At 46.4% G+C, this 21,220-nt stretch carries 25 protein-coding genes; 24 read left to right on the plus strand and 1 reads right to left on the minus strand.

The features are described from left to right. The first annotated feature begins 71 nt into the window (after window positions 1–71). From spoIIR to upp, 11 genes are all read left to right on the plus strand, one after another. On the plus strand, window positions 72–701 hold the full coding sequence (spoIIR, locus tag BUC05_RS07435; protein ID WP_011248706.1) for a stage II sporulation protein R: 630 nt from the start codon (window positions 72–74) through the stop codon (window positions 699–701). A gap of 54 nt (window positions 702–755) precedes the next feature. Beyond that, window positions 756–1,205, plus strand: coding sequence for a hypothetical protein (locus BUC05_RS07440; protein ID WP_063609279.1), 450 nt, complete (start codon window positions 756–758; stop codon window positions 1,203–1,205). Window positions 1,206–1,491: 286 nt separating this feature from the next. Further along, window positions 1,492–2,454: an L-threonylcarbamoyladenylate synthase gene (locus BUC05_RS07445; RefSeq protein ID WP_063609299.1), complete on the plus strand. Its 963-nt coding sequence runs from the start codon at window positions 1,492–1,494 to the stop codon at window positions 2,452–2,454. Between the two features lie 97 nt (window positions 2,455–2,551). Beyond that, window positions 2,552–3,361 carry a ribonuclease E inhibitor RraB gene (locus BUC05_RS07450; RefSeq protein ID WP_011248703.1) on the plus strand — a complete coding sequence of 270 codons (810 nt, stop codon included), beginning with the start codon at window positions 2,552–2,554 and terminating at the stop codon, window positions 3,359–3,361. A 138-nt stretch (window positions 3,362–3,499) separates the two neighbouring features. After that, on the plus strand, window positions 3,500–4,042 hold the full coding sequence (locus BUC05_RS07455; protein WP_063609280.1) for a manganese efflux pump MntP: 543 nt from the start codon (window positions 3,500–3,502) through the stop codon (window positions 4,040–4,042). Between the two features lie 114 nt (window positions 4,043–4,156). Further along, window positions 4,157–4,588: a low molecular weight protein arginine phosphatase gene (locus tag BUC05_RS07460; protein WP_011248701.1), complete on the plus strand. Its 432-nt coding sequence runs from the start codon at window positions 4,157–4,159 to the stop codon at window positions 4,586–4,588. 11 nt (window positions 4,589–4,599) lie between these two features. After that, window positions 4,600–5,913 carry a methyl-accepting chemotaxis protein gene (locus BUC05_RS07465; protein WP_073304455.1) on the plus strand — a complete coding sequence of 438 codons (1,314 nt, stop codon included), beginning with the start codon at window positions 4,600–4,602 and terminating at the stop codon, window positions 5,911–5,913. Window positions 5,914–5,964: 51 nt separating this feature from the next. Further along, window positions 5,965–6,414: a ribose 5-phosphate isomerase B gene (gene rpiB, locus BUC05_RS07470; protein ID WP_011248699.1), complete on the plus strand. Its 450-nt coding sequence runs from the start codon at window positions 5,965–5,967 to the stop codon at window positions 6,412–6,414. Further along, the gene (locus tag BUC05_RS07475; protein ID WP_073304457.1) at window positions 6,411–6,956 is read left to right on the plus strand and encodes a TIGR01440 family protein; all 546 of its coding nucleotides are present in this window, start codon (window positions 6,411–6,413) and stop codon (window positions 6,954–6,956) included. The genes rpiB and BUC05_RS07475 overlap by 4 nt, the downstream gene beginning before the upstream one ends. 229 nt (window positions 6,957–7,185) lie before the next feature. Beyond that, entirely contained in the window at window positions 7,186–8,439 is a 1,254-nt protein-coding gene (gene glyA / locus BUC05_RS07480; protein ID WP_011248697.1) for a serine hydroxymethyltransferase, read from the plus strand. Between the two features lie 273 nt (window positions 8,440–8,712). Next, on the plus strand, window positions 8,713–9,342 hold the full coding sequence (gene upp, locus BUC05_RS07485; RefSeq protein WP_073304459.1) for a uracil phosphoribosyltransferase: 630 nt from the start codon (window positions 8,713–8,715) through the stop codon (window positions 9,340–9,342). 21 nt (window positions 9,343–9,363) lie between these two features. Here upp and BUC05_RS07490 read toward each other — a convergent pair whose 3' ends face one another. Beyond that, window positions 9,364–9,837 carry a GNAT family N-acetyltransferase gene (locus BUC05_RS07490; RefSeq protein ID WP_011248695.1) on the minus strand — a complete coding sequence of 158 codons (474 nt, stop codon included), beginning with the start codon at window positions 9,835–9,837 and terminating at the stop codon, window positions 9,364–9,366. A gap of 189 nt (window positions 9,838–10,026) precedes the next feature. On the opposite strand from BUC05_RS07490, the gene BUC05_RS07495 reads away from it, so the two are divergent. From BUC05_RS07495 to BUC05_RS07555, 13 genes are all read left to right on the plus strand, one after another. After that, entirely contained in the window at window positions 10,027–12,306 is a 2,280-nt protein-coding gene (locus tag BUC05_RS07495; RefSeq protein ID WP_011248694.1) for a S8 family serine peptidase, read from the plus strand. A 358-nt stretch (window positions 12,307–12,664) separates the two neighbouring features. Further along, the gene (locus tag BUC05_RS07500; RefSeq protein WP_011248693.1) at window positions 12,665–12,889 is read left to right on the plus strand and encodes an AtpZ/AtpI family protein; all 225 of its coding nucleotides are present in this window, start codon (window positions 12,665–12,667) and stop codon (window positions 12,887–12,889) included. A 32-nt stretch (window positions 12,890–12,921) separates the two neighbouring features. After that, window positions 12,922–13,287: an ATP synthase subunit I gene (locus BUC05_RS22030; RefSeq protein WP_254120690.1), complete on the plus strand. Its 366-nt coding sequence runs from the start codon at window positions 12,922–12,924 to the stop codon at window positions 13,285–13,287. A 6-nt stretch (window positions 13,288–13,293) separates the two neighbouring features. After that, a complete protein-coding gene (gene atpB, locus BUC05_RS07510; RefSeq protein WP_011248691.1) occupies window positions 13,294–14,010 on the plus strand; it encodes a F0F1 ATP synthase subunit A in 717 nt (238 codons plus the stop codon). 72 nt (window positions 14,011–14,082) lie between these two features. Next, window positions 14,083–14,298, plus strand: coding sequence for a F0F1 ATP synthase subunit C (atpE, locus tag BUC05_RS07515; protein ID WP_011248690.1), 216 nt, complete (start codon window positions 14,083–14,085; stop codon window positions 14,296–14,298). 106 nt (window positions 14,299–14,404) lie between these two features. Further along, window positions 14,405–14,890 (plus strand): F0F1 ATP synthase subunit B, encoded by a 486-nt coding sequence (atpF, locus tag BUC05_RS07520; protein WP_011248689.1) that lies wholly within the window; start codon window positions 14,405–14,407, stop codon window positions 14,888–14,890. Further along, the gene (locus BUC05_RS07525) at window positions 14,887–15,432 is read left to right on the plus strand and encodes a F0F1 ATP synthase subunit delta (protein ID WP_011248688.1); all 546 of its coding nucleotides are present in this window, start codon (window positions 14,887–14,889) and stop codon (window positions 15,430–15,432) included. Before atpF ends, BUC05_RS07525 begins: the two co-directional genes overlap by 4 nt. Before the next feature lie 34 nt (window positions 15,433–15,466). Beyond that, window positions 15,467–16,981: a F0F1 ATP synthase subunit alpha gene (gene atpA / locus BUC05_RS07530; protein WP_073304461.1), complete on the plus strand. Its 1,515-nt coding sequence runs from the start codon at window positions 15,467–15,469 to the stop codon at window positions 16,979–16,981. Between the two features lie 33 nt (window positions 16,982–17,014). After that, window positions 17,015–17,881, plus strand: a complete 867-nt coding sequence (atpG, locus tag BUC05_RS07535; RefSeq protein ID WP_011248686.1) for an ATP synthase F1 subunit gamma — start codon at window positions 17,015–17,017, stop codon at window positions 17,879–17,881. Between the two features lie 31 nt (window positions 17,882–17,912). Continuing rightward, the gene (gene atpD, locus BUC05_RS07540; protein ID WP_011248685.1) at window positions 17,913–19,325 is read left to right on the plus strand and encodes a F0F1 ATP synthase subunit beta; all 1,413 of its coding nucleotides are present in this window, start codon (window positions 17,913–17,915) and stop codon (window positions 19,323–19,325) included. A 68-nt stretch (window positions 19,326–19,393) separates the two neighbouring features. Then, window positions 19,394–19,795, plus strand: coding sequence for a F0F1 ATP synthase subunit epsilon (locus BUC05_RS07545; protein ID WP_011248684.1), 402 nt, complete (start codon window positions 19,394–19,396; stop codon window positions 19,793–19,795). 363 nt (window positions 19,796–20,158) lie between these two features. After that, window positions 20,159–20,350, plus strand: a complete 192-nt coding sequence (locus BUC05_RS07550) for a DUF1146 family protein (RefSeq protein WP_235360786.1) — start codon at window positions 20,159–20,161, stop codon at window positions 20,348–20,350. Between the two features lie 91 nt (window positions 20,351–20,441). Beyond that, window positions 20,442–21,200: a YwmB family TATA-box binding protein gene (locus BUC05_RS07555; protein WP_011248682.1), complete on the plus strand. Its 759-nt coding sequence runs from the start codon at window positions 20,442–20,444 to the stop codon at window positions 21,198–21,200. The last annotated feature ends 20 nt before the right edge of the window (window positions 21,201–21,220 follow it).

Genomic DNA, 21,220 nt, shown 5'->3' on the forward strand with positions numbered 1-21,220 from the left:
TTGTCGAATGATTTTGTGTTTAAAACGGCCTTTTCCTGACCAACATTGGTAAGGAAAGGGCGGTGCAATCAATGAAACCAAGAGCTATTATGTATCTATTAATCTCTTTATTTGTAGGTTTAATGAGTTGGGAAGCACAGAATGCACAGGCGGAAGGCGCCTATCATGGACAAGTTTCTGCGGATGATGCTATCCGCTTACGGATATTAGCCAATAGCGACTCGATTGCCGATCAAGCAATAAAACGGGAAATTCGTGACGAAGTAAATGCCGCTATTGGAGAATGGATCGGGGAAATGGCAACGATGGACGAAGCTGCTGCTGAAATTGCTTCACGTGTTCCTGAGCTTGAAGCGATCGTAGCAGAGCAGCTAGCAGCAAAAGGCGTCGACCAAGACTATTCCGTTGCGTTTGATAAAGAGGTTGCCTTTCCAACGAAGCTGTACGGAAACATGGTATACCCTGCTGGACTGTACCACGCTGTCCTGATTACATTAGGGGAAGGTCAAGGCGAAAATTGGTGGTGTGTACTGTTTCCGCCATTATGCTTTTTAGACATGGACAATGGCGAAGCGACCAATACAGCGGCAGAAGGTAGCAATAGCGACCAATACAGCGGCACCGAGGAAGCTGCCGAAGTGGAAACATCGTTTTTCTTTGTAGAATGGTTTGAATCGATCTGGGATCGGTTATTTGCCTAATAGGCATATTTGTACAAGCCCTCTCATAGGATGAAGTAAAAGGAGGGGGCGGAGATGGCTTTTACCGTTCGAAAAATGGAAGAAACAGACCTGCTGGCTGTTCAGGCATTATTTGCCCGGATGCAAACCAAACAACCCGTAACGTTAGAAGACCCATTGATTGTCGTAGAAAATGACGCAGGCGAATTGATTGCAACAGTGGGCCTGGAAAAAGCCACTATCTACGGTTTGCTCCGGACCATGGTCATGGACAGCGCAAAAATGAGTTCAAGTGCATTGGTTGAATTTATCCAAATGGCGCTAGCCTATGCGCAAACAGAAGGAGTAGAAACCGTGTTTGCTGCCAGTCAAGGCAACGCCACATTATTTGAACTGCTCGGCTTTAAACGTCAAGAAACCGATGCCATACCAAATGAAATAAAAGAAATGGAGCACTATCAAACGGTAGTGGGACAGGATGGCGTTTCCATTTGGGCTTATGTTTGTTCGCCTTTTTCTTCCTAACTGTGGATTTGTGGATAAGGATTGTGAATAGTTGAGTCAAATAAAATAAAAATAGCGCTCTATTAACTTATGAACAGGTTATCCACAGGTGTGGGTAACCTGTTTTCGGCAGCTGACTTTCTGTTTTGATAAATGAGACTATAAGGGATAACCATTGACATAAAAGGATTTTTTCGATTTGATTAATGTGGATGGAAAAGCGAGAGGAAGGCGAACACGAGTGAATTATAAACAGACGAAACAATGGATTGTGGATAAAGAACAAGATTCTGGCGAACAAACCGAGATGATTCAAGAAGCAGCTCTGTGGATAAAACAAAATAAGCTGATTGCTTTCCCAACTGAAACGGTCTATGGGCTTGGCGCCAATGCCCTCTCATACGAGGCGGTCGCACAAATATTCACAGCAAAAGGGCGGCCTAGCGATAATCCACTAATTGTCCATATTGGCGACAACAGCCAGTTGGACAAGCTGGTCAAAACGATTCCGGCAAACGCCAGCAAACTCATGGCAGCTTTTTGGCCAGGAGCGTTAACATTAATTTTAGAGGCCAAAGAAGCCATTGCTGAAAATGTAACAGCCGGACTATCAACTGTCGGTGTTCGCATGCCTTCCCATCCCGTTGCTTTAAAGTTGTTACAGGAATGTGGGCTGCCCGTTGCAGCTCCGAGTGCCAATGTGTCTGGCCGTCCTTCGCCGACAACGGCGGCACATGTAATCGCCGATTTAGACGGCAAAATCGACGGAATCGTCGATGGCGGAGCGACGGGCATTGGCCTTGAGTCAACTGTGCTAGATGTATCGAAACCGACACCCATGCTTTACCGACCAGGCGGCGTGTCTGTTGAGGAAATTGAAGCGGTCATCGGCAAGATCGACATTGATCCAGCCTTGGAGACGGCGGACAGTGCTCCAAAATCGCCGGGGATGAAATATACCCATTATGCACCAAATGCAGAAGTAATACTCGTTGACAGTGACGACAGCATCCATCATTTAGTGGCGGAAGCGAAAAAAGAAGGGCGGAAAGTCGCTGTGTTCGCAACGACGGGAACGGCCGATTATAAAGCCGATATTGTTCGCCAGGGCGAGTCGCTGGAGCATACCGCCCATATTTTGTATGGCGTTCTTCGCGACTTTGACGAACAAGGAGCAGACATCATTTATGTAAAAACCGTTCCTACTGAGGGAGTCGGCCGCGCGATTATGAACAGGCTCGAAAAAGCGGCAGGCGGCAAAAGGGTGTAGCATTTAGTTTGTGAAAATGCCTTTGTTGGCTAAATAGACTGTCGGCTGACTACCGCTTATGGTATGATCAGGAAAAGGGTGAGTACGGAGGGGAAAGATGGCAAGGTTTGAGGCAAAGATGAACTACTCTACGTTTGTAGAGAAAGAAACAGACGTAATATACGGGACGATACAAGTAAGGCTTGCACGTGAGGAATGGGACGTTCCTTATTATATTGTATCCGATGACGTATTTGCCCATGAACGAAGAGAGTTTGACGGGCGAGGCGAATTACAAGAGATTTTAGATATGATTTCGTTTTTTTATAACGAAACAGATGCAGAGCTCGAGAGTGTGGTGATTTTGAAGCCGTTTCCTGAAGCGATTGCAGCCACCGAGTCATTTTCAGATTGGCTTGAAGAGTGGCAGCGCTATTTTCACTTAAGCGGGTTGAAAGATGTAGGCTATATTCATGATGTGGCCCGTCCTGATGCTGACGCGATCGCTCAAATCTTGGAAGACCATGGTTTTGAAAAAGAACTTATGTCTGAGGACGAAAACAGAGCCTTCTATTTTTACTCGACAGCATTGCCTGTCCCTGTTGATTTCCCGAATGACGAGGAAGGCATCGTTTTACAACAGTTAAAAAATGCTGGCTGCGATTTGGAGAAACCACGGGAAGTAGAATTCATATTATTAATTGAGAATAAACGAATGGCGAAGAAAGCAGCGAGGCTAGTGAGCCAACATGGGTTTGAAACAAGCCTCCATGAAGAAGAACAAGGCTATGCCCTTTCCTGTACATTAGAAATGGTGCTAACATACAAAGCGGTTAAAGCGAAATTAAAGGAACTCGAAGACTTGACAACGGAGTTCGGCGCTGTTTTGGATGGCTGGAGCGCCATGACGGATGAAGTAGAACAATAATCAAAGATGAAAGTCTGTTGCTATAAGCGGCAGGCTTTTTTTCTGTTCCTTTTTAGACAACCGCTTTCAGCTTGTCTAAAATTTCGCAGGCGCGCATATGTTCAAATAGCATGTTTTTTGCGAAAGAGGGGATAAACAATGCATGAGTTTGTGACGATATGTATAATGGCGGCAGCTTTAGGGATGGATGCCTTTTCTGTGGCGCTCGGTATGGGCATGTTGAAGTTGTCAGGCAAGCAAATTTTCCGAATCGGCTTGACAATTGGTTTGTTTCATGTGGCCATGCCCCTCGCCGGAATGGCTGTAGGAAAATGGCTTTCAGGCCACTTTGATGTCATTGCGACTTATATTGGCGGGGGCTTATTATTGATAATTGGCGTACAAATGGCGCTAAACGCATTTTCTGACCATGAAGCTGAAGGATTGAAGCCCGCTGGTTGGGGTTTGCTTCTATTTGCTGTCGGTGTCAGCCTTGACAGCTTTTCTGCCGGACTGTCATTCGGCATTCTTGGCACAGAAATGTATGTGACCGTCGGAATGATCGGAGCGATGAGCATGGTGATGTCATGGATTGGCTTAATCGTTGGCTCTCATTTTCAAAAGTTTTTAGGTGCATATGGCGAGCTGCTAGGCGGCCTAGTGTTGATTGGCTTTGGCTTAAAGATCATGCTTCCCCTCTAATGCCAAGGGAACGGCCGTCCCGATGTTTCCATAGCGTAATGATGGAGCTCGTTTAACCCCCAAAAGCAGATATGGTAGACTAAAACAAACGACTTTGGGAGGAAAAACGACGAAATGAAAAAACGTGTATTGGTTGTATGCACTGGGAATACATGCCGCTCGCCGCTTGCGGAAGCGTTTTTAAGAAAAGAAGGGAAAGGCGCCTTCGAAGTACGCTCTGCTGGTCTTTTTGCTCATGCAGGAAGCGGGCTTTCGAGCGGCTCTCAATATGTACTTGAAAAAGAAGGCTTACTGTACAAGCATGAAGCGAAGCAAGTCACTGCAGAATTAATCGATTGGGCTGATATCGTGTTGGTCATGTCACAAAGCCATAAAGCACAGCTTGAAAGCATGTACGAGCATGTAGAGGTGCAAACGCTGAAAGAAGCTGCTGGCGAAACAGGTGACATTTCCGATCCATTTGGTGGCTCTACAGAAACGTATGAAAAAACCGCCGCGGAAATTAAAGCGGCCGTATTAAAATTCATTGAAAAAAACGAAGCATAGAGGGTGACGATGTGGAAGGGAACGGTGTCGGCAGAACATATAAATTCAGCATTCGCAAAAAGTTAGTAGTAGGAGTCAGCGCAGTAGCCGTTGTAACATTTGCCTGCAGCGCGTTTATTTTATATTTCCTGGCTGATTATCTCGCGCAGGCGATGTCCATTGACCCTCGGTTGGTGATACCGTTAACTTTATTTGTCGGTGTCATTTGGAGCGCCATTTTTGGCTATTTGCTTGCTCCCTTTATTACAAAACCTTTAAGCGAATTGGAACGGGCTGTCACACAAGCAGCTGCTGGTTCTGTCAATACATCTGTAAAACTTTCCAAATCGGATGACGAGCTACGGGCTCTAGGGATTGCTTGCAATGACATGCTTGCCAGCTTAAAGCAAATGACTTCGGACATTGAGGTGAATTTTGTCGAAACCGATAAGCGTGTCAAACAGCTTGCTGATGCTACGGAGCGATCTTCGAGCCAAGGTAATCAAATTGGTTTAACGATGGCAGAGATCGCCAGTGGCGCTGAAGCCTCTGCAAAGGCAATTCAGGAAACGGCAGCCACCTTAGAAGATACGACGCTTATGGCGACAGAAATGAAAGCAAAAGCAGACTCCTCAAAAGGCCAAGCCGAAGAGATGGTTGCTACTCTCGAAGAAAGCCGCAAACGGACAGATTCGCTCGTGAACGGAGTGGGCGAGCTATCAAAAAAGCAAGAGGCATCTTTGCAGTCTGTCCGCCGTTTGGAACAGCAAGCGGCGGAAGTAGAAACAATCGCTAGTTTCGTTGGCTCGATCGCCAAACAGACGAATTTGCTCGCTTTAAATGCGTCAATAGAGGCGTCAAGAGCTGGCGAACATGGCAAAGGCTTTGCCGTAGTTGCTAACGAAGTGCGAAACCTGGCAGATGAGTGCGGCCGTGCTGTCGCTTCTATAGGGGAATTAATTGCTGCCATCCAAGAAGAAATGCAGCAAACGGTGGCCGATATTGAAGCGCAAGCAGCGGTTGCCCGAAAACAGAGAGAGGAAAGCGAACAGACCACTGCAGCAATTGCCAAGATGGAAGCGTCTGTGAAAACGGTAGCCGCATTAATCGGCGAAGTGTCACTATTGTCAGACAAGCAGCGGCAATCGATCAAGGAAAGCTCATTAAAAACACAGGAAGTGGCAGCGATTGCAGAAGAAACATCTGCCGGAGCAGAGGAAGTCGCCGCGATGACAGAGGAACAAAGCCAAGCTTTAGAGGAAGCGGCAAAGCTATCCTTTGACTTAGCGAATCAAGCCAAGCAATTGAAGACAACGATTGAAAAGTTTACAATAGAATCAACCTAGTAAAAGCGTCGATATAGGACGCTTTTTTTAAACCAAAAGGAGTGTCCAACAATGAAAATTGCGATTGCTTCAGACCACGGTGGAACAAGGCTTCGTGCAGAGATTACAGCGATGTTAGAGGAAATGGGGCTTTCCTATAAAGATTTTGGCTGTGATTGTGAAGGTTCTGTCGATTACCCGGATTATGCCCTTCCTGTCGCAGAAAAAGTGGCGCAAGGAGAGTTTGACCGCGGCATTTTAATTTGTGGGACGGGCATCGGCATGTCAATTGCTGCCAATAAAGTAAAAGGCATACGTTGTGCCCTTGTTCATGATACGTTTAGCGCAAAAGCGACAAGACAGCATAACGATACAAATATGATTGCATTAGGGGAGCGTGTCATCGGCCCTGGACTTGCTGTTGAAATTGTTCAAACATGGCTCGGGGAAGCGTTTGAAGGCGGACGCCACCAGACGAGAATCGGCAAAATTGCTGCTTATGAAGAGAAGGCAGGCTTATGACGGCGATAAAAACGAGCTTGATTGATTTGCTTAGTGAGTTTACAAAGGAAGCGCCTCCTTTGGCGAGAAAACTTTTTGTTGTTGGCACATCGACAAGCGAAGTGGGAGGCGGACGGATCGGCAAACAAGGTTCAGAAAAAATTGCGGCTGAACTATATGACGCTTTCGTTCACTTTAGCAAGGAAACAGGCGCTCATCTCCTTTTCCAATGCTGTGAACACTTAAACCGTGCTTTAGTGGTTGAGCGTGCCATTGCCCATGCCCACCGGTTCACAGAAGTAGCGGCTGTACCTGTACCTCGGGCTGGCGGTGCTATGGCTGCGTATGCCTATAAGCATATGCAAGACCCTGTTCTAGTTGAACAAGCTGACTGCGACGCTGGGATTGACATTGGCGATACATTCATCGGCATGCATTTAAAGCCGGTCGCTGTACCTGTGCGCGTTTCAGCAAATTCATTAGGCAGCGCCCACGTAACGTTTGCCTATTCTAGGCCGAAATTAATTGGCGGAGAACGGGCCCGCTATTCCCTTAAAGATTAGCGCTATCAAGGCTGCGGCGATCGGTTGTCAGGAAGCGTCGCTGCCAGTACAAACAACGAAACGCAGATTGCAACGTCCTTTTTTAATGGAAAGGGATAACGGTTGAAACTGAATAAAAGAAAAAAATCGCTTATTATCTTCCGGAAAAACCTATTCTTTTAGCGATATATACGATAAAATGAAAAGCAATTAGACTAAAAAACGAATGTTGTGAGAGGGGCAGGGTATGATGGAACATTTAAAAACGCAAGATCCAGCCGTATTTGAAGCGATTCGCCAAGAACTTGGCCGGCAACGAGACAAAATTGAATTGATTGCTTCAGAGAACTTTGTCAGCGAAGCGGTTATGGAAGCGCAAGGCTCGGTCTTGACGAATAAATATGCAGAAGGCTATCCTGGTCGCCGTTATTATGGTGGCTGCGAGTATGTTGATATTGCTGAAGACGTCGCGCGCGACAGAGCGAAACAACTTTTTGGCGCCGCATATGTTAATGTTCAGCCGCATTCTGGCGCACAAGCAAACATGGGCGTTTATTTTACTATTCTCGAACATGGAGACACGGTGCTTGGCATGAACTTGTCCCATGGTGGCCATTTAACGCACGGCAGCCCAGTCAATTTTAGTGGCATTCAATACCGTTTTGTGGAATACGGCGTCCGTGAAGACGACAAGCGCATCGATTACGAAGCCGTTAGAGAAGCAGCCAAGACGCACCAGCCTAAATTAATTGTAGCTGGAGCAAGTGCTTACCCCCGTGAAATCGACTTTAAAAAATTCCGGGAAATTGCGGATGAAGTTGGCGCTTATCTTATGGTAGACATGGCCCATATTGCTGGCCTTGTCGCTGCAGGCCTCCATCAAAACCCTGTGCCATACGCCCATTTTGTCACAACCACGACTCATAAAACGTTACGTGGCCCACGGGGCGGCATGATTTTGTGCAATGAGGAGACGGCAGAGGAATTTGGGAAAAAGCTCGATAAGTCGATCTTCCCAGGCATTCAAGGCGGCCCGCTTATGCACGTGATTGCCGCAAAAGCGGTTGCCTTTGGAGAAGCATTGTCAGATGAATTTAAAACGTATGCCAAGCAAATCATTGCCAATGCAAAGCGCCTTGGCGAAAAGCTTCAAGCGGAAGGCGTGGACATCGTTTCTGGTGGCACGGATAACCATTTGCTGTTGCTTGATTTGCGTTCCTTGCAATTGACCGGCAAAGTCGCTGAAAAAGCGTTAGACGCCGTCGGCATTACAACCAATAAAAACGCAATTCCATTTGATCCTGAGAAACCATTTGTAACGAGTGGCATTCGAATTGGCACCGCCGCTGTTACATCGCGTGGCTTTGGGGAAAACGAAATGGATGAAATTGGCGAACTCATTGCACTGACGCTCAAAAACATCGACAATGAAGAAGCGCTAAACAGCGTCCGTTCACGTGTTGCCGCATTGACAAAAACATTTCCGATGTACCCAAATTTGTAAGTTTTAGCAGCCTTCTTGTACAAGAAGGCTGCAGACCGTAGACAAACGCCCGCATACGTCGTCGTTTGTCTCGGTCATATCCTCATGAACCCCCGTTCTATTCGCATCTTCCCTCGCCTGCACTCCTAGTCTGTCAAGCGTTTTCTATCAGTCTGTCATTTTTGTCGGCAAATCGTGTGTTTTTGAACTTTCACTTGAAGGAGAAAGGGGTCTTCATGTAAAATCAATCAGAGTGTGTCGAAAAATGGCGATATAGGAAAAGGAGTGTAAGCGATGGGAAAAGTGCATGTTTTGGATCACCCGCTGATTCAGCATAAGCTATCTTATATTCGTGACAAGCATACAGGTACAAAAGAATTCCGCGAGCTCGTTGATGAAGTGGCCGCTTTAATGGCGTTTGAAGTGACCCGTGATTTGCCTTTGGAAGCTGCAGAAATCGAAACACCTGTCGGCCCAGCTAAAGTGAAAAAGCTGGCAGGGAAAAAATTAGGTTTGGTTCCGATTTTGCGCGCAGGGATCGGCATGTCAGAAGGGATTTTGCGTATGATTCCTGCTGCTCGTGTCGGCCATGTCGGCTTGTATCGTGATCCTGAAACGCTAAAGCCCCATGAGTATTATGTAAAGCTACCGAATGATGTTGAAGAGCGGGAATTGCTTGTCATTGATCCGATGTTGGCAACAGGTGGTTCTGTCGTTGAAGCAATCAATAGTTTGAAAAAGCGCGGTGCAAAAAGCATGCGTCTCATTTGTCTTGTAGCTGCTCCTGAAGGCGTCACTTACGTACAAAAGGAACATCCTGATGTCGATATTTACTTAGCTGCGCTTGATGAAAAGCTAAATGAAAAAGGCTACATTGTGCCAGGACTTGGCGATGCTGGCGATCGGCTGTTTGGCACAAAATAACGAACGAGTAGTCGCCCACATTCATGCATGGCGGGAATGTGGGCGCTGCTTTGTGGAAAAGTCGATTTCATAGCAAGGAAAGCCTTGCCCCTCTTGGTGGACAGGTTCATAGCCGAGCTTTTCATAAAAAGCGGACGCGCTGAAAGAAGCATGCCATTGCAGCCAAGTAGCCTGGCGTATGTGCGACCAACGAAGAACGCCTTTAAATAATTGCCGTCCTGCGCCTTTTGCTCTGTGTTCAGGAAGGACATACAATTCCTGGAGGCGGCATAGCTTCGTGCCGGTACGTAAATGTACGCCAAAATCTTGTGCCCACACGTAGCCGATTAATTCGTCTTGTTCTTCGGCGACGGCAATGTAATGATGTGAATCGTTGGAGTATCGCTTAAACCGGTGCTCTAAACGATGTTGGTCGTCTGGGCTTCCTTGTTCCTTCATTAGTTTGCATACAGATGGTCCATCGTGTTGGACCGATTCGCGAATGAGCATATTCATTTGCGTTCCCTCCAAGTTTATTTATCCACATAATCCTCTGAATTACCCACAGCAATTATTAGTTATCAACAGAACAACATAATTTTATCCACAGTTGTAAACATTCTATGCACAATAAACGCTTTCCTGCATAGCGAGCTGCGTATAGACACATACTACACGTTACGACACGCAGTAGGGGAGATCATAATGAAACGAGTGCAAGCTTGCATACTGCTGGTTATATTAGGTTTTTCAGGACTTATTCCGCATGTGGCGGCTGCCGAAACCTATCCTGTTACGCCAAGGGCGACGGAAACCGTGTCCGACGAGCAGCAAAGCGGCAGGCGAGTGGTCATTGTATCGGCGAAAGGGAATGTTGACAACGCAGTAGAGCAAGTAAAGGATGCGGTTCCTTCAGCCAAAATTAGGCATGTTTTTAAAGTAGTTTACGGAGGATTTTCGCTAGATTTATTAGAAGAAGACATTGATGTATTAAAAAAATTAGACGGGATTGCCCGTGTTGATGATATTGCTATTTACCAGCCAAGCCTTGAAAGCAGCATTCCATTTGTGGGTGCAGGAAAAAGCGATAAGCGCCACTTAGGGCCAGGAGGGGAGGCATTGACTGGCAAGGGCGTCAAAGTCGGCGTCATTGATACAGGAGTGGATTACGAACATCCTGATTTGCGCGCCAATGTAAAAGGTGGTTACGATGTTATCGATGAAGATGAAGACCCAATGGAAACAAAAGCGGACCAAGGAGAGCCGACTTTCCATGGAACTCACGTTGCTGGCGTTATTGCCGCCAATGGCCGCATAAAAGGAGTTGCTCCTGAAGCAGAAATTTATGCTTACCGCGCCCTTGGGCCAGGTGGGCAAGGGACGACTGAACAAGTGTTGGAAGCGATTGAAAAAGCGGTTGCCGATGGAGTGGACGTTTTGAATTTGTCACTTGGAAATACGGTAAATGGACCAGATTGGCCAACTAGCCTTGCTTTGGATCGCGCAGTTGACAAAGGCGTAGTCGCTGTGACTTCAAGTGGCAACAGCGGGCCAAATATGTGGACTGTCGGTTCACCTGGGACTTCGGCGAAAGCGATCTCTGTCGGTGCCTCTCTCCCGCCAGTGGAAATTCCGTATATGACATTGACGAATGAAAAGGAGCGCCGGCTTGAATTAACGCCACTCGTTGGCGCAAAGCCATGGAAGCTTAAGCGTGACATTCCCGTTGTCGAAGCGGGACATGGACTTGTTTCTGATTATAAGGACGTTGATGCAAAAGGAAAGCTCGTTTTAGTAAAAAGGGGTCGTTCTACTTTTGCTGAAAAAATGGAGACAGCACGAAAAGCGGGGGCAACTGGGATTTTAATTTACAATAATTTAAAAGGAAGTTTTGCAGGGGGCGTTATGCAGTCCGTTGACTTAATCGGGGCAAGCCTAAGCAAAGAAGACGGCGAATGGCTGCTTGAACAACTGGACCATTCAAAAAAAGAACTGTCCGTGCGCACTGGCTATGAACAAAAGCAAGACTTGCTGGCGTCGTTTAGTTCGAGAGGGCCGGTTACTGAAACATGGGAAGTGAAACCCGATCTCGTTGCTCCAGGAGTGGCGATTCAGAGTACTGTACCAAAAGGTTATTTAGGCTTAAATGGAACGAGTATGGCCAGCCCCCATGTGGCAGGGGCGGCGGCTCTTTTGATCCAACAGCATCCAGACTGGAACCCTGAACAAGTAAAAGCGGCTTTAATGAACACAACGAAGTGTTTAGTCGATGAACAAGGAAGGGAGTACATGCCCCACGAACAAGGTGCTGGAAGGTTGCAAGTAGACAAGGCGCTCGAAACGAAGACACTTGTCTACCCGAGTTCGCTAACATTCGGCACTTGGGAAAAAAAAGCACCACGTACAAAAAGGGAGCTAACGGTCACGATTGAAAACATGGAAAGCAAAGCGAGAGTGTACCATATTGTTCCACCGCTTGGAGAGTTGGATGGAATTGAGTGGGAAACCCCTTTTTCGGTAACCGTTGGTCCCAATGAAAAAAAGCAAGTGACACTCGCTGCTGACATTGATCCGGCGCTTTTGCAAGAAGGGCTCCATGCCGGCACGGTCGAAATTACAGGCGGGAGCGACACGATCCGCCTTCCGTATGTGTTGTTTATGGAAGAGCCGAATTACCCGCGGGTGATGGCCTTTCAATTTGTCCATGGAGATGCTAAAAATAGTTATTACTACGAGTACTATTTGCCAGGAGGGGCAGAAGAATCAGGGATTGCCTTATTTGATCCCGATACGTTTGAATTTGTAGATGTCCTAGTCTCCCACGAACATTCTGAGCGTGGAATGGTAAGCGGCGAGCTATCTGATTTAAATGTGGCTCCAGGCCGATACAGAGCGTTAGTGTTTGCGAAAAGTGAAGGCGTAAAAGACACAATCGAGGCGTTCATTGATGTCGGGGAGCCGCCGCTTTTCCCAAAAGAAGGCTAATACATGAAAAAAACCGCATTCTCAGGCGGTTTTTTTCGTGTATTTGGACATATGCAGAGCGTTTTGTCAATCGGTTATCGTTCTTCCAGCAGGTGAATTGCAACACAATCGCCATTTTTAATGTAGCGGATAGGGCAAAAAATGCCTCTATGCATATAGGTAGCGCTTTATTTGGGAAATCTCAAACAATACTATGACAGTTGTGTGAACAAATCGAGGCTCTTTCATAACTCTTGTGATTTCCTTGTAAAATTCGTTGACACGTGGGGGTGGCTATTGTACGATTATAAGGGTCCTCATGATAAGGGTTACATGTGCGTTATGAATGGGTTTGCAATATGCGATGGAGGTCGTTTCATTGTCTAAACCAAACCGGAATCCGATGCGTGCGTTTGCGCTTGTGTCCATCATCACTTCCTACGTTATCGGTGGTGTTGTTGGCGGGTTATTTCTTGGACTTTGGCTCGACAAATTGTTTGGGTTAGAACCCCTTTTTTTGATTATTTGCTTGTTAGCTGGCCTAGGGACTGGTACATATGGCATTTATAAAGCGGTTCAGCCATTTTTAGGAGACGATCAATAGTGCCGGAACCGAAAAGCCTTCTAAAACAGCAAATGTGGCATTATTCGTGTATAGTTGGATTTATCAGTCTCATTTTCGTCATAGGTTCTATCTTTACACCACTCCAAACGATTTTCCTCGGCCTTTTATTAGGCGTCTCTGTCAGCTATTTGAATTTGTGGATCACTTACCACAACGCAAGCGTCATAGGAACGAACGTCGCTCCGTCGAAACGACCCTTTATGGTTTTCGCGGGATTGGGATTTGTGTTTCGACTCATCTTTGCGTTCATAGCGATTTGGCTGGCTCTTCAATTTCCAGAAAACATCCATATTGTTGCGGTTGTGGTTGGGCTAGGGCTGCTATACGGTGTGATGATGGTCGACATGTTCATAAAAGCTCTCATACGAAAGAGGTGAAATAGTTTGCCGGAACATCATCAATATCAATTTGAATTCATGGGTTTGCTCTTTAATGGGACAACCATGATAACGACGACGATTGCAATGGCCATCGTGGTGATTATTACAGTCATTGGCTGCCGCAAATTGGCTATGCGTCCGACTGGGCTTCAAAATTTTATCGAGTGGGTAGTGGACTTTTGTCGTGGAATCATTAAGGCGAACATGGATTGGAAAGTGGGCGGCCGTTTTATTGTCCTCGCGTATGCGCTGCTTTTCTATGTGTTTGTTGCTAATATGATGGGGATTCCATTTGAATTAGTAACAAAAGAAGGCCATAACGTTTTTTGGAAATCGCCGACGTCTGATCCGGTTCTAACACTGACAATGGCTGTATTTATTGTCGTTTTGACCCATATTTATGGAATCATGGTGACAGGCCCATCCACTTATGGGAAAAGTTGGTTTACACCAAAATGGTTTTTGTTTCCATTTAAAGTGATTGAGGAAGGGTCAAATGCGTTAACTCTTGGCATGCGACTTTTTGGGAATATTTATGCGAAAGAAATTCTTATGCTTCTTCTCGTTTCGTTAGGAACGACAGCGGTTTATTGGGGCATCTTCGCTTTTGTGCCGCTCATTGTGTGGCAAGCATTTAGTATTTTTATTGGTTCATTGCAAGCGTACATTTTTGCGATGTTGGCAATGGTGTACATGTCCCACAAAGTGGAACAACATTAATTTCGTGATTCTCGCTCAATTTCAGAGCATTAGTTACTATAAAAATTTAAACCTTAAGGGAGGATTTATCTAATGACAGAATTAGCGATTGGGATTGCAGCAGGTCTTGCAGCAATCGGGGGAGCAATTGGCGTAGCCATTATCGTTAAGGCAGTAATTGAAGGAACTGCACGTCAACCAGAACAACGCGGTACGCTACAAACGCTCATGTTTATTGGCGCGCCACTTGCAGAGGCCGTTCCGATTATTGCGATCGTTATTGCGTTCTTACTCTTCTTTATGGGGTAACGCAAACATTTTATAGTTTGACTAGAGGGGCGACAGTGTTCTACAAAACAGAACCTCTCGCCTTTATTTATGCAAGGACGATTACTTCTGCAAAAGGGGTGTAAACATGGTCATCGAATGGGGCACAGCCCTCTACCAACTATTGGCATTCGCTGTGTTGCTTTTAATTCTTTCTAAATTTGCCCTCAAGCCGCTTCTTGGCGTCATGCAAAAACGGCAAGATATGATTAATGAGCAAATTGATTCAGCGGAACAAAACCGCAAGGAAGCTGAAAAACTGCTTGCAGAACAGCGGGAAGAAATGCAAAAGGCGCGAGTCGAAGCGCGTGAACTGATTGAAAATGCAAAAAAAGCAGGCGAACAGCAAGGGCAGGAAATGGTCCGCGCCGCCAAAGAAGAAGCACAGCGCATTCATCAGCAAGCGTTGGCGGAAATCCAAAACGAAAAAGACCAGGCTGTAGCCGCTCTTCGCGAACAGGTTGCGTCTCTCTCTGTCTTAATTGCACAGAAAGTTATTGAAAAAGAACTTGACGCAAGCGAGCAAGACCAGCTTGTCCAAGAGTATCTTAAACAAGCGAGCGAAGAGCTATGAGCAACAAGGCAGTAGCAAATCGTTACGCTGTTGCTCTTTTTGAGTTAGCGGAAGAAAAAGGGCAAACGGATGTGTTTGAACGGGAGCTTGAACTGGTACAGGAAGTGTTTGAAACGACGCCTCAATTAGAAACGGTGTTAGCCCAACCTGGGCTTGCTGCTGATAAAAAGCAAGCGCTCCTTCGGGATGCGTTTCAGGCTCATCTAAGTCCAGCAGTGATGAATACGATCAATTTGCTAATGGAACGGGGCCGTTATTCAGAAATCGTGGGCCTCGCTGGTGAATACAAACAATTAAACGATGACAAAAAAGGAATTGCTGAAGCAACTGTTTTTTCGGTTAAGGCGCTTTCGGACAGTGAAAAGAATCAAATTGCTGCCGTGTTTGCCCCAAAAGCTGGAAAACGGGAACTGCGAGTTGTGAATGTCGTCGATTCTGCTTTAATAGGCGGATTAAAAGTTCGTGTAGGCGACCGTGTCTTTGACGGTAGCATCCAAGGGCAGCTGAAACGCCTCGAAAAGCAATTGGTAGCAGGACAATAAGAACGTTAGAAACTGTCAGTTAGGGGTGAAACGAATGGCAAGCATTAAAGCGACAGAAATTAGCTCGCTCATTAAGCAACAGATCGACCAATTTGAAACAAAGGTCAATGTGCAAGACGTAGGGACTGTTATTCGCGTCGGGGACGGTATTGCCTTCGCTCACGGGCTCGACAATGTCATGGCCGGCGAGCTACTTGAGTTCTCGACTGGGGTAATGGGAATGGCCCAAAACCTGGAAGAAGACAGCGTTGGGATTATTATTTTAGGTCCGTATACAGACATTCGTGAAGGGGACGAAGTCAAACGGACTGGCCGGATTATGGAAGTACCAGTAGGAAGCGAGCTTCTTGGCCGCGTCGTCAACCCGCTTGGCCAGCCTTTAGACGGCCTAGGACCAGTGCATACAAGCAAAACGCGTCCAATTGAAAGCCCAGCTCCAGGGGTAATGGCACGGAAATCGGTCCATGAACCATTGCAAACAGGGATTAAGTCGATTGACTCCATGATTCCAATTGGCCGTGGACAGCGGGAATTGATTATCGGTGACCGCCAAACAGGTAAAACGGCAATTGCTATTGATACGATCATCAACCAAAAAGACCAAGACATGATTTGTGTGTATGTAGCGATTGGCCAAAAAGAATCAACCGTTTCAGGTGTAGTTGAAACGCTTCGTCAACGGGGCGCCCTTGAGTATACAATTGTCGTCTCTGCAAGTGCGTCTGACCCTGCGCCATTGCTTTTCTTGGCTCCGTATACAGGCGTATCCATGGCAGAAGAATTTATGTATAACGGCAAGCATGTCCTTGTCATTTATGATGACTTGTCAAAACAAGCAGCTGCTTACCGGGAAATGTCATTGCTCCTTCGCCGCCCGCCAGGTCGTGAAGCTTTCCCAGGGGATGTTTTCTACTTGCACTCCCGCTTGTTAGAACGTGCTGCGAAATTGAATGATGACTTAGGAGGCGGATCCATTACCGCGCTTCCATTCATTGAAACACAAGCCGGCGATGTTTCTGCTTATATTCCAACAAACGTTATTTCAATTACAGATGGACAAGTGTTCTTACAGTCCGACTTGTTCCACTCAGGCGTTCGCCCAGCAGTAAACCCAGGGATTTCTGTATCCCGTGTTGGTGGTTCTGCACAAATTAAAGCGATGAAAAAAGTAGCGGGAACGCTGCGTCTTGACTTGGCTGCATACCGGGAACTTGAGGCGTTTGCCCAATTCGGTTCTGACTTGGATGCGGCAACGCAAGCTCGCTTGAACCGTGGTGAGCGCACAGTTGAATTGCTGAAGCAAGATTTGCATCAGCCGCTTCCGGTTGAAAAGCAAGTAGCAATTATTTACGCGCTGACGAAGGGCTATTTGGATGATGTGCCTGTGGCTGATTGCCGCCGGTTCGAGTCTGAACTATTCACATATCTTGAAAGCAACAACAATGAATTGCTTGAGCATATCCGCACAACGGGCAATTTGCCTGAAGAAAGCGATTTGAAAGCAGCAATTGAAGCGTTTAAGAAAGGTTTTGTCGCTTCTAACGAATAGACGATTAGTTTTGCCCAGAAAGGCGGTGAACAAATGGCTTCTTTGCGCGACATTAAAAACCGGATAAACTCAACAAAGAAAACGAGGCAAATTACAAAAGCGATGCAAATGGTTTCAGCGGCTAAGCTGAACCGCGCCCAAGAAAAAGCGCAATCGTATGAAGTGTATGCCAAAAAAATGCGCGAAGTCGTTGGCAACATCGCTCAGGCAGGCAGTGATACAAGCCATCCGATGCTTGAAGAACGTCCTGTGAAAAAGACAGGTTATATTTTGATGACATCGGATACCGGCCTTGCAGGCGGCTATAATTCCAGCTTGCTGCGCGATATGATGAAAACCATCAATGAACGCCACGCTTCTGAAGACGAGTATGCGATTATCGTTCTTGGCCGCATCGGCCGCGACTTGCTGCGTACCCGGAAACAGCCGATCATTCAAGAGATGGTTGAGGTCCCTGACCAACCAACTTTTAATGATGTAAGCGGGTTGGCCAAGTCTTCGGTTGAAATGTTTGCCGACGGTGTATTTGATGAATTGTATATTTGGTATAACCATTTTGTGTCACCGATGACGCAACGGGTTACTGAACAAAAACTGCTGCCTCTTGCTTCTGTAAATGAAGGCGACGAGACAAGCAGCACCAGTTTATACGAATTTGAGCCGTCGGAACAACAAATTTTGGAGGCCGTTCTTCCACGTTATGCAGAAAGCTTAATTTATGGCGCTCTTCTTGACGCAAAGGCAAGTGAATTCGGCGCGAGAATGACAGCTATGAGTGCAGCTACTGATAATGCTTCTGCATTAATTGATGAATTGACGCTGTCCTACAACCGAGCGCGTCAAGCAGCAATCACACAAGAAATTACCGAAATCGTTGGCGGTGCAGCCGCACTCGAATAAAACAAATGCTTATTAGTAGGAGGGAAAACGAATGTCAACAGGCCGTATCATTCAAATTACAGGGCCCGTCGTAGACGTGAAATTCCCAAGTGGGCAGCTACCGGAAATCAATAACGCATTGACAGTCAACCAGCAAGGCGCAGCTGATGGCGCCGTTGATGTGAAAGTGACGTTAGAAGTAGCGCTTCACCTTGGAAACGATACAGTCCGCACGGTAGCAATGGGTTCAACTGACGGGCTTATGCGCGGAACAGAAGTCCTAGATACAGGCGGTCCTATCTCCGTTCCTGTTGGAGAAGCAACGCTTGGCCGTGTTTTTAATGTATTAGGTGAAGAGATTGACTTACAGGAGCCTGTGGCTGAGGGGACGCGTCGCGATCCAATCCACCGCGAGGCGCCAAGCTTTGAAGAACTGACAACGACAACTGAAATTCTTGAAACCGGCATTAAAGTCGTTGACTTGCTTGCTCCATATACAAAGGGCGGAAAAATCGGCCTTTTTGGCGGTGCAGGTGTAGGGAAAACGGTCTTAATCCAAGAACTAATCAACAACGTTGCTCTTGAGCATGGCGGTATCTCCGTATTTGCAGGCGTAGGGGAACGGACCCGTGAAGGAAATGACCTTTATCATGAAATGAAAGACGCCGGCGTCATCACTAAAACAGCGATGGTGTTTGGCCAAATGAACGAACCGCCTGGCGCCCGTATGCGTGTCGCTTTGACTGGCTTGACAATGGCCGAGTATTTCCGCGATGAACAAGGCGCAGATGTATTGTTGTTCATTGACAACATCTTCCGGTTTACGCAAGCTGGTTCGGAAGTGTCGGCTTTGCTTGGGCGTATGCCTTCAGCCGTAGGTTATCAGCCAACGCTTGCTACCGAAATGGGTCAGTTGCAAGAGCGTATCACATCGACGAAGAAAGGTTCTGTTACATCGATTCAGGCGATTTATGTACCTGCCGATGACTATACAGACCCAGCTCCGGCGACGACATTTGCCCACTTGGATGCTACAACAAACCTTGAACGTAAATTGACGGAACAAGGGATTTATCCAGCAGTGGACCCGCTTGCGTCAACATCGCGTGCCCTTTCGCCTGAGATTGTCGGTGAAGAGCATTACAATGTTGCCCGAGGCGTGCAACAAACGTTGCAAAAATATCGGGAACTGCAGGATATTATTGCGATTTTAGGGATGGAAGAACTGTCTGAAGAGGATAAATTGATTGTAGCCCGTGCTCGCCGAATCCAGTTCTTCCTCTCACAGAATTTCCATGTCGCTGAGCAGTTTACAGGACAGCCAGGCTCTTATGTGCCGGTTAAAGAAACAATCCAAGGCTTTAAAGACATTCTTGCAGGCAAGTACGACGATCTTCCTGAAGACGCGTTCCGTCTCGTTGGCCGTATTGAAGAAGTCGTTGAAAAAGCCAAGCAAATGGCGTAAATCAATGCACAAGGAAACGGCTTTATCTGTTTCCTTGTCGCCTGATTGCCGACAGAGGAGGGGTACACGTGGCAACGATACAAGTCAGTGTCATCACGCCTGACGGGGCTGTCTATGAAGGAGATGCCGAATTGGTTGTCGTTAAGACAGTGGAAGGCGAACTTGGCATCAAAGCAAAACATATTCCGCTTGTCAGTCCGCTTGCTGTAGGCCCTGCTCGGTTCATCAAAGAAGGGAAAGAAGAACAGGTCGCGGTTTCGAGCGGTTTTGTAGAAGTCAGGCCAGACCATGTCTCTATTCTGGCCGAGGCGGCCGAACGTCCCGAGCAAATTGACACCGAACGTGCCCGAAAGGCAAAAGAACGTGCCGAGCAGCGGTTAGCAAGTGAGCATGTTGACAGAAAGCGGGCGGAAGCAGCCCTTCAACGTGCGATCACAAGAATGGATGTCGCCAAACATAAAGGCGCATAAGCTGGCAACATGTAATCCAACGTAAAAATGTCAAAAATCCCGTGAAATCGTTTAAAGATTAGCGGGATTTTTGACATTTTTTTATTGAAAAACCGGTTATAAAACATAGCAAAAGTGGTATGAAAACGTTAATGGGGCCTCTTTCAACAATTGCTTCATTTTGTGACAAAACGTTCAAAAATAAACTATGTAAAATCGGTAAATCGGGACGTTAATCGCTGGCTTTTTTGAAACAAATCCGTTATGATGGTTAATGGATTGCAATCGTTTGGCTTGACAAGTGCTTGACTGCAATCAACAGCAAGAAATGGGGTCGTTTTTTTGACGGACGGATTAGGTTTGGGAGCATTCATACATATTGTCGTGAATCTTCTTTGTCTTGTAATCGCTTGGTGGGCTCTTGAGTCGTTTCGCTTCGATCTGTTCGTTAAAAATCCAAAAAGCAAACAAGCTGCGTTGCTTCGAGTCATGTGTGCGATTGCTCTTGGTACTTTAGTCGCTCGCTTTCTCCTTGATTACTTTCAAGCAACACAACTTTTGCCCTATTTATTTTAGTGAAAAGAACCCTCATCTTTCATGTATGCATTTTCTCCAAAAGGTAAAAATGGTACTAATAAGACCATGGCGTTAAAGGGAGAGAACGTACATGCAAAAGATGATAAAAGCGGGTTTTTTAGCGTTTGTGATTGGGATTTGCGGTGCAATGGTTTTTGCGCCACTCCATGAAAAAAACAAGGATCAATTGCTTTTTGCGAAAGCAGAAGCGATGCTCGAATTAGCGAGACAGGAACAATTGCATGTCATTAGTTGGCAAGTTCGAGCAAAAGGAAATGAAGAAGTCGTTCATTCTAAAGGCGAGTATGAGCAAAAGGTCGATGCCTTTGCAGCCGAGCATCCAACTTTTGAACGGCAACCTTTGGAATCAAATCAGGACAGTTGGAGTGAAGTGTTCATTCAGGATAGGGGGAACGGCCTGCAAGAAGTCGTTAAGTGGCTTGCTGTAAAGGACGAAGGCCAAATCATCCTGATGAAGTCGTACGAGCTTATAGCGAGTGCCGAAGAATCCGTTTTCGATCAAGCCCTTTTAAAGGAACGCCTGAACCGTTTGGAAATGGAGTCAGCTTTGCTTTTTTACCAATTGACAGCTGAAACAACCACATTAAATGACGATTCGTTGTTCGCAACTGGCAAACGTTACATGGAGCAGCTTGGGGCAACAATCCAAGAAGTGCTGAAAGAAGAAACGTTTGTGTCTTTGTCTGCGTACAATAATGAATGGGACACTGGAATTGCTTTAGAAAACGGAAACAACATGAATGTTCAAGTTGCCTTGAGACAAAACCCAGACTTGGGCCAGCAGACAAGAGTAACTTTAGGAACGCCTATAATTACGACTGAATATTGATAATATAGAAGAGAAAAAAT

This window comes from Shouchella rhizosphaerae (assembly GCF_900142675.1).
GTDB classification, from domain to species: Bacteria; Bacillota; Bacilli; order Bacillales; family Bacillaceae_D; genus Shouchella; species Shouchella rhizosphaerae.

Bases quoted from the DNA above. Each gene is read 5' to 3' on its own strand.
- BUC05_RS07445 (WP_063609299.1), top strand. From the start codon at position 1,492: ATGATTCAAGAAGCAGCTCTGTGGATAAAACAAAATAAGCTGATTGCT.
- upp (WP_073304459.1), top strand. From the start codon at position 8,713: ATGGGAAAAGTGCATGTTTTGGATCACCCGCTGATTCAGCATAAGCTA.
- atpA (WP_073304461.1), top strand. From the start codon at position 15,467: ATGGCAAGCATTAAAGCGACAGAAATTAGCTCGCTCATTAAGCAACAG.
- BUC05_RS07555 (WP_011248682.1), top strand. From the start codon at position 20,442: ATGCAAAAGATGATAAAAGCGGGTTTTTTAGCGTTTGTGATTGGGATT.
- BUC05_RS07450 (WP_011248703.1), top strand. From the start codon at position 2,552: ATGGCAAGGTTTGAGGCAAAGATGAACTACTCTACGTTTGTAGAGAAA.
- BUC05_RS07455 (WP_063609280.1), top strand. From the start codon at position 3,500: ATGCATGAGTTTGTGACGATATGTATAATGGCGGCAGCTTTAGGGATG.
- BUC05_RS07460 (WP_011248701.1), top strand. From the start codon at position 4,157: ATGAAAAAACGTGTATTGGTTGTATGCACTGGGAATACATGCCGCTCG.
- atpG (WP_011248686.1), top strand. From the start codon at position 17,015: ATGGCTTCTTTGCGCGACATTAAAAACCGGATAAACTCAACAAAGAAA.
- BUC05_RS07440 (WP_063609279.1), top strand. From the start codon at position 756: ATGGCTTTTACCGTTCGAAAAATGGAAGAAACAGACCTGCTGGCTGTT.
- BUC05_RS22030 (WP_254120690.1), top strand. From the start codon at position 12,922: ATGTGGCATTATTCGTGTATAGTTGGATTTATCAGTCTCATTTTCGTC.
- BUC05_RS07475 (WP_073304457.1), top strand. From the start codon at position 6,411: ATGACGGCGATAAAAACGAGCTTGATTGATTTGCTTAGTGAGTTTACA.
- atpD (WP_011248685.1), top strand. From the start codon at position 17,913: ATGTCAACAGGCCGTATCATTCAAATTACAGGGCCCGTCGTAGACGTG.
- glyA (WP_011248697.1), top strand. From the start codon at position 7,186: ATGGAACATTTAAAAACGCAAGATCCAGCCGTATTTGAAGCGATTCGC.
- BUC05_RS07495 (WP_011248694.1), top strand. From the start codon at position 10,027: ATGAAACGAGTGCAAGCTTGCATACTGCTGGTTATATTAGGTTTTTCA.
- rpiB (WP_011248699.1), top strand. From the start codon at position 5,965: ATGAAAATTGCGATTGCTTCAGACCACGGTGGAACAAGGCTTCGTGCA.
- atpF (WP_011248689.1), top strand. From the start codon at position 14,405: ATGGTCATCGAATGGGGCACAGCCCTCTACCAACTATTGGCATTCGCT.
- BUC05_RS07490 (WP_011248695.1), bottom strand. From the start codon at position 9,837: ATGAATATGCTCATTCGCGAATCGGTCCAACACGATGGACCATCTGTA.
- BUC05_RS07525 (WP_011248688.1), top strand. From the start codon at position 14,887: ATGAGCAACAAGGCAGTAGCAAATCGTTACGCTGTTGCTCTTTTTGAG.
- spoIIR (WP_011248706.1), top strand. From the start codon at position 72: ATGAAACCAAGAGCTATTATGTATCTATTAATCTCTTTATTTGTAGGT.
- atpE (WP_011248690.1), top strand. From the start codon at position 14,083: ATGACAGAATTAGCGATTGGGATTGCAGCAGGTCTTGCAGCAATCGGG.